Source organism: Streptomyces sp. NBC_00376, assembly GCF_036077095.1.
In the GTDB taxonomy this organism is placed as follows: domain Bacteria; phylum Actinomycetota; class Actinomycetes; order Streptomycetales; family Streptomycetaceae; genus Streptomyces.
On record NZ_CP107960.1, the window covers coordinates 8,443,839 to 8,459,149 of the forward strand.

General features: G+C 69.6%; 15 protein-coding genes. 7 read left to right on the top strand and 8 right to left on the bottom strand.

What is annotated here, in order from left to right:
- Positions 1–322: 322 nt before the first annotated feature.
- From OG842_RS37785 to OG842_RS37795, 3 genes are read right to left on the bottom strand one after another with little or no spacing between them, the layout of a single operon-like run.
- Positions 323–1,150, bottom strand: a complete 828-nt coding sequence (locus tag OG842_RS37785; protein ID WP_266734399.1) for a class I SAM-dependent methyltransferase — start codon at positions 1,148–1,150, stop codon at positions 323–325.
- Complete coding sequence (locus OG842_RS37790; RefSeq protein WP_266734398.1) at positions 1,147–1,824, bottom strand: TIGR04282 family arsenosugar biosynthesis glycosyltransferase; 678 nt, start codon at positions 1,822–1,824, stop codon at positions 1,147–1,149. The genes OG842_RS37785 and OG842_RS37790 overlap by 4 nt, the downstream gene beginning before the upstream one ends.
- The gene (locus OG842_RS37795; RefSeq protein WP_266734396.1) at positions 1,821–2,567 is read right to left on the bottom strand and encodes a glycosyltransferase family 2 protein; all 747 of its coding nucleotides are present in this window, start codon (positions 2,565–2,567) and stop codon (positions 1,821–1,823) included. The genes OG842_RS37790 and OG842_RS37795 overlap by 4 nt, the downstream gene beginning before the upstream one ends.
- 123 nt (positions 2,568–2,690) lie before the next feature.
- On the opposite strand from OG842_RS37795, the gene OG842_RS37800 reads away from it, so the two are divergent.
- Positions 2,691–3,473, top strand: coding sequence for a response regulator (locus OG842_RS37800; protein WP_401878013.1), 783 nt, complete (start codon positions 2,691–2,693; stop codon positions 3,471–3,473).
- The gene (locus tag OG842_RS37805; RefSeq protein WP_266734394.1) at positions 3,470–4,582 is read left to right on the top strand and encodes a sensor histidine kinase; all 1,113 of its coding nucleotides are present in this window, start codon (positions 3,470–3,472) and stop codon (positions 4,580–4,582) included. Before OG842_RS37800 ends, OG842_RS37805 begins: the two co-directional genes overlap by 4 nt.
- Positions 4,583–4,631: 49 nt before the next feature.
- Here the strand turns inward: OG842_RS37805 and OG842_RS37810 are convergent, their stop codons facing one another.
- Together OG842_RS37810 and OG842_RS37815 are read right to left on the bottom strand one after the other, a co-directional pair.
- Positions 4,632–5,708: an NAD-dependent epimerase/dehydratase family protein gene (locus OG842_RS37810; RefSeq protein ID WP_266734393.1), complete on the bottom strand. Its 1,077-nt coding sequence runs from the start codon at positions 5,706–5,708 to the stop codon at positions 4,632–4,634.
- 651 nt (positions 5,709–6,359) lie between these two features.
- Positions 6,360–7,502: a PP2C family protein-serine/threonine phosphatase gene (locus tag OG842_RS37815; protein ID WP_323185833.1), complete on the bottom strand. Its 1,143-nt coding sequence runs from the start codon at positions 7,500–7,502 to the stop codon at positions 6,360–6,362.
- A gap of 366 nt (positions 7,503–7,868) precedes the next feature.
- On the opposite strand from OG842_RS37815, the gene OG842_RS37820 reads away from it, so the two are divergent.
- The 4 genes from OG842_RS37820 (at position 7,869) to OG842_RS37835 (ending at position 11,544) form a co-directional block, all read left to right on the top strand.
- Positions 7,869–8,462: an SMI1/KNR4 family protein gene (locus tag OG842_RS37820; protein ID WP_266734389.1), complete on the top strand. Its 594-nt coding sequence runs from the start codon at positions 7,869–7,871 to the stop codon at positions 8,460–8,462.
- Between the two features lie 477 nt (positions 8,463–8,939).
- On the top strand, positions 8,940–9,161 hold the full coding sequence (locus tag OG842_RS37825) for a hypothetical protein (RefSeq protein ID WP_266734387.1): 222 nt from the start codon (positions 8,940–8,942) through the stop codon (positions 9,159–9,161).
- Positions 9,162–9,964: 803 nt separating this feature from the next.
- Positions 9,965–10,993, top strand: a complete 1,029-nt coding sequence (locus OG842_RS37830; protein WP_266737228.1) for an AI-2E family transporter — start codon at positions 9,965–9,967, stop codon at positions 10,991–10,993.
- A 206-nt stretch (positions 10,994–11,199) separates the two neighbouring features.
- Positions 11,200–11,544 carry a hypothetical protein gene (locus tag OG842_RS37835; protein ID WP_266734385.1) on the top strand — a complete coding sequence of 115 codons (345 nt, stop codon included), beginning with the start codon at positions 11,200–11,202 and terminating at the stop codon, positions 11,542–11,544.
- A gap of 43 nt (positions 11,545–11,587) precedes the next feature.
- Here OG842_RS37835 and OG842_RS37840 read toward each other — a convergent pair whose 3' ends face one another.
- Together OG842_RS37840 and OG842_RS37845 are read right to left on the bottom strand one after the other, a co-directional pair.
- The gene (locus tag OG842_RS37840) at positions 11,588–11,740 is read right to left on the bottom strand and encodes a hypothetical protein (protein WP_266734384.1); all 153 of its coding nucleotides are present in this window, start codon (positions 11,738–11,740) and stop codon (positions 11,588–11,590) included.
- 91 nt (positions 11,741–11,831) lie between these two features.
- The gene (locus tag OG842_RS37845; RefSeq protein ID WP_266734383.1) at positions 11,832–12,533 is read right to left on the bottom strand and encodes a MerR family transcriptional regulator; all 702 of its coding nucleotides are present in this window, start codon (positions 12,531–12,533) and stop codon (positions 11,832–11,834) included.
- Between the two features lie 210 nt (positions 12,534–12,743).
- On the opposite strand from OG842_RS37845, the gene OG842_RS37850 reads away from it, so the two are divergent.
- Positions 12,744–14,093 carry a DUF3533 domain-containing protein gene (locus OG842_RS37850; RefSeq protein WP_266734382.1) on the top strand — a complete coding sequence of 450 codons (1,350 nt, stop codon included), beginning with the start codon at positions 12,744–12,746 and terminating at the stop codon, positions 14,091–14,093.
- A gap of 95 nt (positions 14,094–14,188) precedes the next feature.
- Here OG842_RS37850 and OG842_RS37855 read toward each other — a convergent pair whose 3' ends face one another.
- Positions 14,189–15,139, bottom strand: a complete 951-nt coding sequence (locus OG842_RS37855; RefSeq protein WP_443064032.1) for an ATP-dependent DNA ligase — start codon at positions 15,137–15,139, stop codon at positions 14,189–14,191.
- Positions 15,140–15,311 lie beyond the last annotated feature (172 nt).

Sequence of the window (15,311 nt, forward strand, 5' to 3'; positions counted from 1 at the left end):
CACGAGTGGTTCTCAGGCGCTGGTACGGGGAGGGGCCGCTGCATCTCCTCCTGCTGGCCGCGACATTCGCCCTCGCGGGCTATGCGGGCGTACGGCTGCTGGCCGGCGACACGTTCGCGATCGCGGTGTGGTTCATCGGCTCCGCGCTCCTGCACGATCTCGTGCTGCTGCCGCTGTACGCGTCGGCGGACCTGGTCCTGCGCCGGGCGCTCAAACCCCGCACCCGGCTGGTCAACTACATTCGCGTACCAGCCTTCCTCTCCGGCCTGCTCCTGCTGATGTGGTGGCCCCTGATCACCCGGCACGCGGTGCGGTACGAGCCCTACAGCGGGCTGTCCCTCGATGTCTTCCTGGGGAACTGGCTGCTGATCACAGGGTTGCTGTTCGCGGGCTCGGCGCTGTTGCTCGTCCTCCGTACCGTCCGGTCACGGCGCAGGCACACGAAGGGGCGGCCGTCCGCCTCCCACTGATCGACCGGCTGCCAGCTGCACGCCTGCGCGTACCGCAGCAGGGCCGGTGTGCCGAGCCGGGCCCAGGGAAAGGGCGAGGCGGCCGCGGTACCGACCACGCCGGTGTCGGCGGCCGCCGTCCCGCGTCCGTCGTCCAGCCGGACCTGGACTCTCTCGTCGATGTCCTGCGGTGTCGTCTCGGCGATGAGCAGACCACCCGGGGCGAGCAGGCCGGCCGTGCGGCGCAGGAGGAGAGGCGGGTTCCCGCCGATGCCGATGTTGCCGTCGAGGAGCAGGACGGTGCCCCAGCGGCCCTCGCCCGGCAGCGGATCGAAGACGGAGCGGTGCAGCGCCGCGCCACCGAGTCGAAGGGTGTGGGCGACGGCGGTCTCGCTGATATCGATGCCGAGTGCGCGATGACCGCGGACGGCGAGCTCGGCGACCAGCCGGCCGGGCCCGCAGCCGACGTCCAGAACGGGGCCTTCACAGCGGCCCAGTGCCGACCGGTCCGCGGCGTCGGCGTTCGCGCACCAGCGTTCGACGTCCAGGGGCAACAGCCAGCCGTCGGTACGGCGGAGGAAGAGCGGTCCATGGCCGTTGCGCAGCGCGTCGGCGTACGGATCGGTGCCCCAGGACGTGGCACCACGGCCGGGAGGCGGGGGTGCCGCGACCAGCCTGCCGCGGTGAGGGAACTGGTTCATCGGGCCTCCGCCGGGGCCAGCAGAGCGAGCGTCGCGGCGAATCGGCCGTGCGGCGCGGCGGCGGCGACAGCGACGGCGTCCTGCGCGGTGTCCACATCACGCAACTGCGGAAGGTCGCGCACGGTCAGCCCGGCGTCGACCAGGCGCCGGCGCTGGACCGCGCCGGTCTCGGGCACGGACATGGGAACGCCGAGCAGCAGTTCCGGGGCGGGGACCGCCAGCCCGAGCGCCCAGAAGCCGCCGTCGTCGGCCGGTCCGAACCAGGCGTCGCAGCCGTCCCAGGCGGCAGGACGAAGCGCGGCAGCCAGATGGGCGGCGGTGATCTGGGGAGTGTCCATGCCGATGAGGAGAGTCGGGCCGGTACAGCAGGCGAAGGCCGCGGCAAGCCGTTCGTCGAGACGGCCGGTTCCCTGCGGCCACACCTCGATGCCGGGCGGCAGCCACGGTCCCGGCTGTCCTTCGAGGACGACGGCGCGGCGCCGGGCGGGCAGGGTGCACACGGTCCGCAGAGTGTCACCGAGCGCCGCCTCGGCGAGCCGGGCGGCCTGGGCGGGCGTGAACGGCGGGGTGAGCCGGGTCTTGACCCGGCCCTGCACCGGTTCCTTGGCGATGACCAGCACGGTCGTGGGGCCCGACAAGTCCTCGGCCACGCCGGGGCCGGTCGGGGCGCTCACCGGGGCACCTCCGGACGCACTGGTCCCGGAGCCGTCCCGGCCGGTGACTGCAGCAGCACCGCGCGCATGTCGCGCACCGCCTGCCAAGTACCCCGCCAGGTGCCGGTGACCTTCGACTTTCCACTGCGCGGGAAATATGGGACGTCGGTCTCCGAGACCCGAAGCCCGGCGTCCGCCGCGCGGACCACCATCTGCAGCGGGTAGCCGCTGCGCCGGTCGGTGAGACCGAGCATCAGCAGATCCGCTCGGCGCCCGGCCCGCATCGGGCCGAGGTCGTGCAGCCGCAAACCGGTGCGGCGGCGCAGCATCCGGGCCAGCGCGAAATTGCCGACGCGGGCGTGCAGGGGCCAAGCCCCACGGCCCTCGGGGCGGCGGCGGCCGAGCATCAGGTCGGTTTCGCCGTCGGCGATCCGGCGTACGAAGGCGGGGAGCAGGCCGGGATCGAGCGAGCCGTCGCAGTCGCAGAAGCAGACGAACTCCGCCTCGGCGGCCAGCAGTCCGGCATGGCAGGCGGCACCGAAGCCGCGCTGCGGCTCGTGTACGACGGTGGCGCCGAGCGAGCGGGCCAGTTCGGCCGATCCGTCGGTGGAGCCGTTGTCGACGACGATCGCGCGCCAGCCGTCCGGGACGGCGCCCAGCACCCGGGGCAGTGCCGCGGCCTCGTCCAGGCACGGCAGAACAACATCGGCACTCGGCGTGGGGATACGGGCATACGGAGGGCCCGTCAGGGGGGAGTCGGTCACGCCTCTCACCCTACGGAGCAGAAACCGGCATTCCGGGCTCCATTTTCTTACGAAAAATAGACGTCGGCGCGGTGGAAGTGGATCGGGCCCACGCGCGCCGCACCTGCGTGTCAGGGTGGTGAGATGGAGAACATCCCGGACGGCTCAGGCCCAGGTACTCACTCCTGGCCCGGTACCGATACCGAACGCGGTCACATCCTGGTCGTCGACGACGATCCGACGATCGCCGAGGTCGTCACCAGCTACCTGGTCCGGGCGGGGTATGACGTCGAGCGGGCGGACGACGGCCCGACGGCACTGAGGTGCTTCGCCGACCGCCGGCCGGACCTGGTCGTCCTCGATCTGATGCTGCCCGGCATGGACGGAATCGAGGTCTGCCGCCGGATGCGGGCTCATGGCTACGTGCCGGTCATCATGCTTACGGCGCGCGGGGACGAGGACGACCGCATTCTCGGCCTGGAGACGGGCGCGGACGACTACGTCACCAAGCCGTTCAGCCCGCGCGAACTGGTGCTGCGCGTCGACTCGGTGCTGCGCCGGGGCAGCGCTGCTGCACCAACCGCCGCCCCGCTGCAGGGTGCCGGGCTCCGCCTCGATCTCGGGGCCCGCCGCGCGACACGCGAGGGCCGGGAACTAGCCCTCACCCTGAGGGAGTTCGACCTGCTCGGCTTCCTTCTGAGTCATCCTTCCCAGGTTTTCACCAGGGAGGAACTGATGCGGGAGGTCTGGGGCTGGGACTTCGGCGACCTGTCGACGGTGACGGTTCACGTGCGGCGACTGCGCGGGAAGATCGAGACGGACCCGGCCCGTCCACGCTTGATTCAGACGGTGTGGGGTGTGGGCTACCGCCTGGACCTGCCCCCGGGCCCGCGTCCTGGTGCGACGACCGATGCGGGCGTGTCGTGACCGACATACTCCTCATCGCGCTGTTCGCTTTTCTGGGTGCCGCGGTGGCCGGACTGCTCGGTGCGCTCGCTCTGCGGTTCTTCCGGCATCGTTCGCTCGTGGTGTCGGTCTCTGTCGTTGCTGCTGTCGCCGTGACCGCGATGCTTGCCGGCACGCTCGCGGTCGCCTGGGCGATGTTCCTGTCGCCGCACGATCTGACCGTTGTCACGACTGTTGTTGCCATGGCCGCCGTGGTTTCCCTCATCACTGCGGTGCTGCTGGGGCGCTGGGTCGCTGCCAGGAGCCGCGACTTGACGCTCGCGGCCCGCTCGTTCGGTGACGGCGGTACGTTCGCCGCCCCCGCGGAGCAGGCAACGGCCGAACTCGCCTCCCTGACGAAGGAACTGGCTGCCACCAGCGCCAAGCTCGACAGTTCCCGCGGCCGGGAGCGCGCACTGGAAGCATCGCGGCGTGAGCTCGTTGCCTGGATCTCGCATGACCTGCGGACCCCGCTCGCCGGGTTGCGGGCCATGTCCGAGGCGCTGGAGGACGGCATGGCCCCAGACTCCCGGCGCTACCTGCGGCAGATCCGCACAGAGGTGGAGCGCATGAATGACATGGTCGGCGATCTCTTCGAGCTCTCCCGGATCCACGCCGGAACGCTTACCCTGTCGCCCACCCGCACCTCCGTCCACGACCTGGTCGGTGACTCCCTCGCGGGCGCCGGCCCGCTGGCCCTCGAGCACGGTGTGCGGCTGATCGGGAGCCGTATCGACGCCGTTCCCGTGGAGGTCGACAGCAAGGAGATGAGCCGGGTCCTGGACAACCTCCTGATCAACGCGATCCGCCGCACCCCCGCCGACGGGACGGTCGCGGTGACAGCGCGACGCGGGGACGACACCGTGGTCCTCTCGGTGACCGACGGCTGCGGCGGGATTCCCGAGGAGGACCTGCCCAGGGTTTTCGACACGGGCTGGCGCGGCAGCCATGCCCGGACGCCCCCGGCCGGCGCGGGCCTCGGGCTGGCGATCGTGCGCGGCATCGTCGAGGCGCACAACGGGCACGCGGGCGTCCGTAACGTGGCCGGCGGCTGCTGCTTCGAGATCACACTCCCTCTGGCATACACATGAGGAGCCATCACTTTCAGCATCCGGGCAGGACCTCACCGGAGCGAAATGTTCAGAGCCTTCCGGTGTCCGGGCGCATCCCCCGCAATGGGGCCGTCGCAAACTCCGCCATTCCCTCGGCGAACCCCTGCTGTGGTTTCCAGCCCAGCTCGTCCCGCAGTCGTCGTGAGTCCGCGGTGACATGCCGTACATCACCGAGCCGGTATTCGCCGGTGACTTCAGGAACAGGGCCACCATGTGCTGAAGCCAGTGCCGAGGCCATCTCGCCGATGGTGCGGGGATCCCCGCTCCCGGTGTTGTAAACAGTGAAATCGCCTTGTCCATGTCCTTTGACGGCTTCCAGCGCCAAGGCGTTCGCGGCGGCCACATCCCGTACGTGGACGAAATCCCTCCGCTGGCAGCCGTCCTCGAAGACCCGAGGGGCCTCTCCACGGGCCAGAGCCGACCGAAAGAAGGAGGCGACACCGGCATACGGTGTGTCGCGCGGCATCCCCGGTCCGTACACGTTGTGGTAACGCAGCGACACCGCGGACCCTCCCGTCGCGCGCGCCCAGGCCGCGGTGAGATGTTCCTGGGCGAGTTTGGTGGCCGCGTACACATTACGCGGGTCCGTGGGCGCTTCCTCGGTGACAAGGCCAGGTGTCAATTCCGCACCACAGCACGGACAGCGCGGTTCGAACCGACCCGCGTCCAGGTCGGCCACCGTCCTCGGCCCCGGCCGGACCGTGCCGTGGAGGGGACACTCGTAACGTCCCTCGCCATAGACCACCATCGAACCAGCCAAGACCAGGCTTCGCACACCCGTATCGGCCATCGCCGCAAGCAGCACTGCTGTCCCGAGGTCATTGCACCCGACATACTCGGGCGCGTCCGCGAAGTCACTTCCCAAGCCGACCATCGCTGCCTGATGACACACAGCGTCGATGCCCCGCAGGGCCCTGTCCACCGCCTCCCGATCGCGAACGTCCGCGATGATTCGCTCGGCGTCGCAGTCCGCAGAGTCTGCTGCCGCACCGTGTACCGAAGGCAGCAACGCATCGAACACGACTGTTTGATGCCCGGCCGACGTGAGGGTACGGACGATCTCCGACCCAATGAATCCGGCTCCGCCGGTAACCAGTACGCGCATGTTGCCCACGCTAGGCAGATGGTGGGTCACATGACCGGTTCCGGCACGGCGCGTCACAAGACCGTAAGAGATGTTCCTACGGGACGCCTACAGACGACCGTCCACCGCTTGGATGCGATGGTCAGTCACCGGCCCGGCGAACCGGTGTGCGCCGCGACCCTCCCCGGTCACCGGCCGTACGGCACCGACATCGGCTCCCGCCCCGACGGACGAGCCGGTCTTCGCGGCGCCGGCTGCCCGCTGGTCGTCGGCGGGACGTGTCGTACCCGGTCAGGTGGACCGGGAGTGGGCCACGCCGGCAAGCAGTTGCCTGTAGCCCCACTGGTGGAGGCCGGCGTGGTGCGGCGGCTTCGCCCCCGTCCCCGCATCCGCTGGGGGTCGTCGACCCGGGCTTGGGTGGGTGCGCCTGTGCGCTCCCCGACGGGTGAATACGGACCGACGGCCGAGCGCGTGAGGGAGGCCGTGCAGGCCCGGGTCGGTGCCGCATCGGCGGGGGCCGTGACCGTAGGAATGGAACAGGAAACCGGCGTTGCCTCAGAAGTTTTGACAGCGGTAATCCGCTACGGCTTCAGCCCACCGCTGCCGTACCGTCCGGCTCCCCGCGGTGCGCTGGTCCTTCGGCCGCTTCGGCGCCCCTGTACCTGACGGACGTCAAGGGGTAGTGACTCCTCTGCGGACCGTCGTCGCCGTCTCCTCGCTCGGGTGAGGTTCGTGTACTCGGCGGTCCGGCTCGGTGGGGAACTGGCTGCGGGTGTGTTGGAGGGCGATCACGGCGGCGTCGTCGGCCAAGTGCCCGCCGACGTAGGCGAGCAGGTCGGTGCGCAGGCGGCGGATCAGTGCCGGGGGGCTCTCGTCCGTCCACGCGGCGGCGCGCTCGGCCAGCGGGTAGAAGACGCCCTGGGCATCGCGGGCCTCGGTCAGGCCGTCGGTGTGCAGCAGCAGCACATCGTCCGGCTCCAGGGTGAATGTGTCGATGCGGTAGTCGGGGCGGCTCAGCCCGCCCAGACCCAGCGGCGGCGCGGGCCTTGGCGCAGACAGCGCGGTTGCCTGCCCGTGGCGCAGCAGCAAGGGCGGTGGGTGCCCGCACGTGACCATCTGTGCCTGAGCGCTCTTGTCGGGGATGTCGAGGACGGCGGCGGTGATGAAGCATTCCCCGGCCGTCTCCGCTTCGGCGGGTTCGGCCAGGTTCCAGCACACGCTGTGCTCCAGGTAGGACATGAGGGCGGGCAGCGTGGCCTCGCGGTGCGCGGCCTCGCGGAAGGCGCCCAGAAGCAGGGCGGCGTCGCTGATCGCGGTCAGGCCCTTGCCCCTCGCGTCGCCGATGATCAGCCGGGTGCCGGTAGGGGTGCGGACGGCTGCGTAGAGGTCGCCGCCGATCATGGCGTGTTCCTGCGCCGCCAGGTACATCGACGCCACCCGTAGTGGGCCGATTCGGCGTGGCAGGGGCCGCATGACCACGTTCTGCGTGACTTCCGACACCGTCCGTACTTGCGTCAGCTCACGGTCGTGGCGCACCTGCAGGTACCGGAACACGGTCACGATCACCGAGACCACCAGCAGGGCGATGATCTGCGAATCGAAGTACAGCGTCCCCAGGAGGTTCTCGTGTGCCAGGCCGATGCCCAGGAGCGCCGCCACCGCGGTACCACCCATCACCCCGGTCAGGACGGGACCGGCGAATGACGCCGTGATCGCGGGCGCCACGATCAGCAGCGGCCCCAGCGGCACACCGCGCGGGCTCAGCACATCGGCCAGCACGATGGTCACGATCAGCCCGAGCGGGACCGCCAGCAAGGCATCGGACGCTTGCCGAGAAAGCTGTCGGCGCGGAAGCCGCTGTCTCAAGCCCATAAGCCCGGTCTACACCCACAGGGCCCGCCGCGCAGGACCTCGTAGCGGGCCTGCCACTCCGTGGCTCGCCGACGCCGACGCCGTCGAGGACGAGACCGACACCAGCCCGGCCGGCCCGTTATCCCGTTCCGGACCGGCCCTCGGAGACGAGCCGATACATGGCTGGCCCGCATGGTCTGACCTGTTAAACCGGGTGCCCAGCTCGAGGGCCGCAACGTCTACGGCGTGCTGGTGCACATCCCCGGCGGCATCAGCGCCGGCGCGCCTCCCAGGACGGGCGGGGCCTGGGCTGTCTCTTTCGGACCTTGCATGATGACCGGCATGAACACGGAAACCTGCGACCCAGCCGAGTTGGCCGCCCTCCGCGAGATCTTCATGTCCCGTCCCGAGGCGGTACCGCCGGCCGGTTGGGAGGTGGTGCGGTCTTTCGAGGCGGAGCACGGCATAGTGCTCCCGGAGCCGTACCGCACGTTCGTGGCGGAGATCTGCGACGGACTGCGCGGGGGACCGCCCCACTACGGTCTGCTGCCCCTCGCGCAAAGCCCCTCGGACTGGGGCTCAGCCCGCCCCGAGCGCCTCCTTGCCGAGCCTTTTCCGCTCCTGGCGGCATGGCTGTGGGAGGAGGAAGATGACAGCGAGGCGGCACTGTCGGAGCAGGAGTTCGAGGCCCGGATGGACTCCGTGTTCGACCATGGCTCACTGCTGCTGGGCACCGACGGCTGCGGCATGTACTGGCACCTGATCGTCACCGGCTCGCAGCGCGGTCACGTCTGGCTGATCGACGAGAACGGCGCGATGCCCTTCGGCACCCGGCCGGACACTTCCGTGATGCCGGGCACGCCCGGTTTCGCGGGGTGGGTGACCCACTGGGCCCAGGACCGCTCCTGGTTCGCGGATGCCTGAAGTCGTCACCCGGCGCCCCTGAACTCCGCGACCACTGGAGTCAACGCCGCCAAACGCGCACACCGCCACCGATGGACAGGATCAGCCTCACCCCTGGCAGCCCGCCAGAAGGGAATCCGTCCTCTGTGTGGTCGAGCGCTCATCACCGGCACCATTCGGGTGATAGGGATCGGAAAAGAGCAGAACCTGTGAAGCCTTGGGGCTTGCTTGAGCCGTGATGCCTGGAAACAGGCTCGTCCGGTTCTGAGCGGGGGCCGGGTCACGTCGCCGTGACCCGGCTACCCGACCAATGGCGCGGCCTCGCCACCCGCTACGACAAGACCGCCACCGTCTACCTCGCTGCCCTCCACATCGCGGGAATCTTCATCCGGTCCGCGAGATGACCCGAAAGAAGCGGCCCAGAACTGGTCCGTGCCCATCACCGCAAGGGCCGCTGGGTTGCCGCGGACTGCACCGGCACAGGCGTTCGGAGACGACTTGCCCCAGCGGGAAGGCTTCACACCCGCCCCGCCACCACCGTCGGTACGTCAGATGACCGGCTGGCTCACCCACCCTGACCGTAGAGGAGAAATCCACCGCAAGGCAGTCCTCGACCTCATCCCGGAACTGTCCTCCGCCGCCGAACTGACCAGTGTGTTCGCGGGAATGCTCACCACGCTCGACGCCCTGCGCCTGTCGAATGGATCACCGAGGCGATGACAGCCGGCCTGCCTGGCATCAGCACCTTCGCGGCCGGACTCGAAAGCGACTTCGACGCGGTCACCGCCGGCCTCACCACCGACTGGCACTCAGGACCCGTCGAAGGAGTCGAAGGGAGAGTCAACCGGATCAATATGCTCAAACGGCGGATGCGCGCCCGCGCCGGATTCCCGCTCCTTCGGAAACGAGTCCTCCGCACGTGATTCAGCGTCACAGGTCGCTGAGTAGGCCCGGAGCGCGGTGCCGGGATTGCTCGTGGTCCGTTTCTCCGAATCTCTCGCCGAACCCGCCGTGCGGTCGGGTGGGCCGCCAGCGAGGTGCCTGTAACCAGGCCCTTTTCCGACGGCCCTCACCGAACCGGACGTGCGACGTCAATGAGTGAAGTCTGCTCAAGCGATTTTTTGGCCGCCTTGGCGGATGCGTTCAGGGCCGCCATCAGGTCGATGACCCCGGTTCACTCATCACCCCTCGTGGCCTGTCAGTGACTTACACAAATCCGTTCCTGCGGGAGGCCTCCGAGAGCCGGTGGCTCATGCGCCCATGGGGTGACATCCTGCACCTGTCGGCCCGGGAGCCCGGAACGACGCGGCCTTTCCTGATAACAGCAGGGAATGCCCAGGCCCTCGTATCCGCAGCCCGACAATACGGACCCTGGCGTTCCGTCCGAAGGACGACGGCACCGGATCCGCGCCGCGTCACGGCGTGCGCTGCGCGGCATGACCGGTACCGCGGCCCGGAGCCCGGGCGCACGACAGGCGCCGCTCCACCCGCGGTACACACCACACGTGAACCCCACGCTCCAGATGGCCGCCGCCTACGCCTGGCGGATCCTCGCGGTGGGAGCCGTCGTGTACGCGGTCTTCTCGGCGCTGGGGCGATTTCACGAGGTGGCGGTAGCCGTCTTCCTCGGCCTGGTCGTGACCGCAGTGCTGCGCCCGGTCGCGGACCTCCTTGCCCGCCTGATGCCGCGGCCGCTCGCCGTCGCCGTCGCGCTGCTCGGCAGTATCGTTCTCGTCCTCGGTGTCCTGACACTCGTCGGCGAGGCGGTCGCCGGAGAACGCGCCGTGCTGGAACGGCAGTTCGGTGACGGGCTGGGCAGGATCGAACACTGGCTGGAGGGGCCACCGTTCCGGCTGAATCCGAGGACGCTCGACGACCTACAGTCCCGGATCGGGCAGTACCTGTCGAGCCATCGCTCCGCCCTCATCAGCACGGCCGTCAGCGGTGTGGGCCGACTGGTCGAGCTCATGACGGTATTCGCCCTGGCATTGTTCTGCTCGGTCTTCTTCATGCACTCCGGCGACCGGCAGTGGGACTGGTTCTGCGGTCAACTCCCGCAGAAGGACCGGGCCCGGGTGGCGATCGCGGGCCGGGCAGCCTGGCGTACGTTCACCGGATACACCCACGGCATCATCCTGGTGGCAGCGACCAACGCCGTATTCGTAGGGCTGGCCCTGTTCGCACTCCGAGTGCCACTGGCTCTGCCGCTGGCGCTGCTGGAGTTCTTCGCCGCCTTCATCCCGTTGATCGGCTCACCGATCGCCCTCGCGGTCGCGGCCGTGGTAGCCCTGGCGGCCAAGGGCCCGATCGTGGCAGCCGTCGTCCTCGTCCTGATCGTGGTCATCGGCCAGATCGAGGGCCACCTGCTGCATCCGCTCGTGATGGGCTGGGCCGTTCGCCTGCACCCAGTCGTGGTCGCGCTCTCGGTGATCGGCGGCGCCATCGCGGCGGGAGTGCTCGGGGCCGTGGTGGCAGTACCGTTCGTGTCGGTCCTCTGGTCGGTCCACCAGACACTGCTCCACGCAAACGAGTCCACGCCCACGAAGGGCTGAGCCGCGGCCGCGGGAGTAACGGATGGAGGAAGCAATGGCGACGGGACCTCCGGACCCTCGCGGGTCCGATGCAGGCAAACTGTCCACTGACGATCTACGCGGCGGTGGGGGTGCCCCGGCTCCGGAAGCCCGTGAAACCCCGACCGAAGTTCCACCGACCTTCCCGGGCGAAGCCACGACGGCTGACCCCAGCGGCCTTCCGGGCGGTGATGGCGAGACGCGGCAACGCACCGGCGGCCACCGCCGGGCCCGATACGGCCGCCACAGGCGCGGACGGGGACGGGAGTGAGACCCTTCTCGGCGAGGAGCAGGAGGCGTTCCGCGGCCGGTGGCAGCGGATCCAGGGCGACTTCGTGGATGACCCCCGCGAAGCGGTCAGCTCGGCCGACACCCTGGTCGCGGAAGTGAAGCAGGCACTCGCCCGGACCTTCTCCGACCACAAACAAGGGCTCGAAGGCCAGTGGCAGCGCGGCGAGGAAGTACCGACCGAGGAACTGCGTGTCGCTCTGCAACGCTACCGGTCGTTCTTCAACCGGCTGCTGAATACCTGAGCGGACCGCGTGACCGGCACCTCCCGGTCATCGGCCCCGCCGATCAACGACAACCCGGGACAGCGCCGCCGCTCAGCCGTTCGGGGGAGATGTAGTCCGTGGCGCCGGTGATCCTCCTGATGTCCTCGGTGGCGTCGGCCGGTGCCATGGCGGCCACCTCCGGCAGCAGCAGCCACCTCCTTCTCCTTTCGTCCATAAGGACGTCGGCAGGCCGCACATACCCGTGGACCACGCCGGCTTCGTGCAACGCCGACAGTTCGCCGAGCAACCCCTGAGCCGAGCAACCCCTAAGGAGTGCCCTCGGTATCGGCCGTGGGGACCGGACCGGGGTGTATGTCGGCCGCCTCGGCCGTACGGGTCCAGACGCCACGGCGCCGGGTCTCGTTCTCCTGGGCCAGGCGGCGCAGGACGGCCAGCACCGGCTCCAGAAGGAGCACGACGATGGCGGCGTGCTCGGCCAGCTTGAAGCGGTCCTCGGTGTCGTCGAGTTCCTTGATCCGGTCCAGGTCGAGCTTCGCGGCGGCTGCCGCCAGTTCGGCGTAGGGCAGCAGGTCCTCGGTGCCGTAGTCGGCTCCGATGCGGCCGAGGTCCATGAGGCTCGCGGCGAGGGCGCGGCGGTGCGGCGAGTCCTCGGAGACGTTCCAGCCCATGGCCCGCACCAGTTCGTCGACCCGTGGCGCCTGCTCGTCCACCGCGTCTGTCTCGGCGGCGTCGACCGGCGTGGGGAGTGCGTAGTGCACGACACCGAGCGTGGCGAGCGGATCTAGGGGCTCGTCCATCGCCGTGAGGACGTCGCGGGTGGCGGCGATCGACAGGCCGCCACGGGCGGTCAGGGCGCGGATCAGGCGCAGGCGCTGGAGATGCTCGTCCCCGTACAGGCTCAGCGTGGCTCCCAGCTGTCGACCGGGCGGCAGCAGGCCTTCACGCAGGTAGTACTTGATCGTCCCGACCGGTGTTCCGGACAGACGGCTCAGGTCAGAGATTCTCATGTGCGCTCTCGCTCGGTCTGTTCTGTGTGTGATCAGTCTCCCAGACGCTCCTATGACCGCCACGACTGGATAGTGTCACTTGTTAGCTAGGAAGTGATACTTTCCAATGTGTCGTCCATATGCGTCGTCCATACGCGAAGACGGCAAATCCATCTCACTTTTCGATCCAAGCGTCCTGCCGGCGCGCCACTGAAGCTGGAGCCCCTCGTCATGCCCGAACCGACCTACCTGCCCCGGGCGAGCGCCCGCAGTCTGCTGCGGCGCCGGGGGGTGTGGCTGCCGTCGGCGGTGATCCTCGGCCTGCTGTCGCTCGTCCTGTCCATGCTCTACCTGGGAGCCAACAACGACCCGGTCGGTTCGACGAAGGATCTGCCGATCGCCCTGGTCAACAGCGACCGGGGGGCGCAGGCGGCCGGACAGCGGATCGACCTGGGCGCACAGATCGCCACGCAGATCACCGGGTCCACCGAGATGAAGGACAAGGTCTCCTGGAAGAAGGTCGATCGCCGCACCGCCGACGACCTGCTCGCCCGTGGCAAGGTGTTCGGCGCGCTCGTCATCCCGGAGGACTTCTCCGCCTCCGTGGCCGCACTCGCCGGGCCGCCCCAGCATGAATCGCACCCGCCGACCATGACGGTGCTGACCAACCCTGCAGCCGGAAGTTTCGGTTCCGGCATGGCCGCCGAGATCAACCAGAAGGTCGTCGCCACCACCTCCGCACAGGTGGGCCACGGGCTCACCCAGGAACTCGGACGGCGCGCCGACGCCGCCCACGCCGGCGGTCCCGCCGCACCCGGCGCCGCTGCCCAGCTGATGATCGCCGACCCCGTGAAGGCGACTGTCGAGGAGGGGCACCCGCTCGGCTCCCACAGCGGCCTCGGACTGAGCGCCTTCTTCTACGCCCTCGTCCTGGTTCTCGGCGGCATGCTGGGCGCCAACGTGATCCACACCCAGGTGGACACGGCGCTCGGCTACATGGCCAACGACAAGGGCCCGTTCCGCTTCGTCAAGCCCGCCCAGCACATGACGCGGCTGCACCATTTCGTGGTCTGCTCGGTGCTCATGGTCGTCCTGTCGATGCTGACCTCCGCACTCGCGATGGCCGGCGCGGTCGGCGTCGTCGGCATCGACGCCTCGCACCTGGGCCTGCTGTGGATCTTCGGAGCATGCGCCACGGCAGCGATGGGCATCACCGCGCTCGCCCTGCTCGCCGCCTTCGGCACCCCGGGCCCCATCGTCTCCATGCTGGTCCTGATCGGCCTGGCCATCCCGTCGGCCGGCGCCACCATCCCACTCCAGGCACTCCCGGACTTCTACCGCTTCCTGGCGGAATTCGAGCCGTTCCGCCAGGTGGTTGACGGCGTCAGGTCCATCCTCTACTTCGGAGCGCGGACCGACGCGGGGCTCGGGCGCGCCTGGACCATGACCGCCATCGGCTTCGCAGGGTCGCTCGTCCTCGGCCTCGTCCTCACCCATCTCTACGACCGCAGGGGGCTGCACCGCTCGGCCCTCCAGCCGGCCCAGCCCCAGCCGCAGCCCGATCCGCGAGCGGGTGACTGACCGGGCGGCAGGCCGTTGTGACGTGAGCGGCATCCGGTCGGGCGTGCCGTCCGCGACCCAGCGGCGGCAGCGGGTGCGCGGCGCCCGGTGCCTGGTCAGGTGATGTCGTCCGGGGCGAGGTCGGGGCGCAACCGGTGCCAGGAGGGCTGCCGCAGAAGCCCCGCCCTGGTCCGGCTCGTGTAGCGGACCTCGCCGACCAGGCGTGGCAGGACCCATCGGGCTCCGGCCACGCCCGGTGCGTTGTCGAAGGGGCACTCGTCGATCGCGGCGACGCGGAGCAGTTCGGCGAGTGTGGTGCGTTCGGTGTCGCTCCATCCGGTGCCGACGCTGCCCACGTACCGCAGGCCGCCTGCATGTGCCTCTCCTACGAGCAGGGCGCCGGGCAGGCCGGTGAGCCGGCCTCGGCCGGGCACCCACCCGCCCACGATCACATCGACGGTCCGGACGTGCCGGATCTTGATCCACGAGCGGGACCGGACCCCGGGTTCGTACACCGATGCAAGCCGCTTCGCGACCAAGCCTTCCAGCCCTGCGGTCCGGGTCATCTCCAGCGCCTGCTCGCCGTGCCCGACGACTGCCGCGGGTGTCGACCAGTGCTTCCCGTCCAGTCCCAGGCCCTCCAGGAGGGTGCGGCGCTCGGTGTACGGCAGCCCGGTCAGGCCGCGGCCGTCCAGGTACACGGCATCGAACAGAACCAGATGCGCCGGCACCAACAGGGCCATCCGGGCGGCCTTCACTGCGGAGGTCAGTCCCATGCGGGACTGCAGCCGCTCGAAGTCACTGCGCCCTTCGCTGTCGAGTGCGACGATCTCGCCGTCCAGGACCGCGGGCCGGCCGAGCACGGACCCGAGTGTCGTGAGCTCCGGGTAGACGGCGGTGATTTCCGCCCCGGACCGGGACCGCAAGACCGTGCTTCCGTCACCCGGCAGGTAGACCATGGCCCGCTGCCCGTCCTGCTTCACCTCGAACGCCCAGCGGTTCTTCACGTCCGCAGGCGGCAGACTGCCCGGCGTCGCGAGCATCGGAGCGATCCGCGGCAACCCCATGACCATCCTGCTCCGCGCCCGTCCGTTCAGGACGCGCTGCGCTTCCTCGAGGCCGCAGTCTTCTTCGTAGTGGTCTTCTTCACTGTGCGCCTCTTCCGGCCGTGGTCCTCTTCGCGGTGGTCTTCCTGGCCGGGGCGGCCTTCTTGATCGCGGTCTTCTTGCGCGGTTACAT

Coding starts and splice junctions, on each gene's coding strand:
- OG842_RS37785 (WP_266734399.1), bottom strand. CDS start 1,150: ATGAACCAGTTCCCTCACCGCGGCAGGCTGGTCGCGGCACCCCCGCCT.
- OG842_RS37800 (WP_401878013.1), top strand. CDS start 2,691: ATGGAGAACATCCCGGACGGCTCAGGCCCAGGTACTCACTCCTGGCCC.
- OG842_RS37810 (WP_266734393.1), bottom strand. CDS start 5,708: ATGCGCGTACTGGTTACCGGCGGAGCCGGATTCATTGGGTCGGAGATC.
- OG842_RS37820 (WP_266734389.1), top strand. CDS start 7,869: ATGATGACCGGCATGAACACGGAAACCTGCGACCCAGCCGAGTTGGCC.
- OG842_RS37830 (WP_266737228.1), top strand. CDS start 9,965: ATGGCCGCCGCCTACGCCTGGCGGATCCTCGCGGTGGGAGCCGTCGTG.
- OG842_RS37840 (WP_266734384.1), bottom strand. CDS start 11,740: ATGGACGAAAGGAGAAGGAGGTGGCTGCTGCTGCCGGAGGTGGCCGCC.
- OG842_RS37845 (WP_266734383.1), bottom strand. CDS start 12,533: ATGAGAATCTCTGACCTGAGCCGTCTGTCCGGAACACCGGTCGGGACG.
- OG842_RS37850 (WP_266734382.1), top strand. CDS start 12,744: ATGCCCGAACCGACCTACCTGCCCCGGGCGAGCGCCCGCAGTCTGCTG.
- OG842_RS37855 (WP_443064032.1), bottom strand. CDS start 15,139: ATGGGGTTGCCGCGGATCGCTCCGATGCTCGCGACGCCGGGCAGTCTG.